This window comes from Oleiphilus sp. HI0061, from assembly GCF_001635675.1.
In genome coordinates this window covers 1-862 of record NZ_LWFE01000531.1, presented here as the reverse complement: position 1 = coordinate 862, position 862 = coordinate 1, and the positions used below count along the sequence as shown (strand labels likewise).

Sequence of the window (862 nt, the reverse complement as noted above, 5' to 3'; positions counted from 1 at the left end):
CGCCCAGGCCGAATAAATGCCCAGCGTAACGATGGTGAGAGCTATATTGACGATCCAAATGCCAAAGAATTCGAGTGCTTTGCCGCTGAATCTAAAAGGCTGTTCAGTATAGGGTTTTACTTCTAAGTCCATTTAATGGGAGTTCCTTCAATTTGATGCGCTTAAAAACTAGCGGCAGTCTAACATAATTAGAAGGAGAGGCTGCGGTCAGAGTAAATTTACTCTAGACCGAACGGCACTTACTTAAGCATATGTTCCATCTAAACAAATGATTATCTATAGGGTGCAATTCAGATTAAATAGGAGCCATTCATTTAAGAACCCTTTTTTGATTATCTCCGTACAGGCCATCGGCCGCTCTGTGTCCTCTGTGGTGGATTCGTTTTTGGGTTTTTGATCTTCAAGACTAAGGCCCTTAACCACAGAGGACACAGAGCGCTTTGCTGCACAGAGGAGTAATGTTTCTCTAGGCTTCCACTGTAAAAAAGTGAAATTCAGTTTAAGTAAGTGCCATTCTACTTTCTAATTATTCTAGCTCTGACATATCGTCTCAATATCACAAGTGATCACCGATACATGCTTATAGCCGATTCTCATCAGCTGCTCTGCAGATAAAGTGGCGCGTGCACCGGTTGCGCAGTGGATATAGAGCGGTGTTTCTTCATGTGGGTGGAGTTCTGATACCTTCATTTCCAAGACACCACGTGGAATGTTGAGGGCGTTCGGTGTCGGGTTTTGTGCCACTTCCATGGGTTCTCTTACGTCAATCAAAATACCACCATTATTGCTCATTTCCAGCTTGGCGCTTGATGATGTTACACAGCGTACTTTAGGTCTGATTTCTTGAATTAAGTCCGGTATC

The 862-nt window shown here is 43.4% G+C and carries 2 protein-coding genes; both read right to left on the bottom strand.

Going from position 1 to position 862, the window contains the following annotated elements; translation table 11 throughout:
• Positions 1 to 132 (bottom strand): DUF898 family protein (locus tag A3735_RS28735; RefSeq protein WP_156499483.1); only part of this gene is annotated, 132 nt, incomplete at its 3' end.
• Positions 133 to 531: 399 nt separating this feature from the next.
• The coding region (locus A3735_RS06965) for a rhodanese-like domain-containing protein (protein ID WP_231882475.1) at positions 532 to 862 on the bottom strand (331 nt) is incomplete at its 5' end.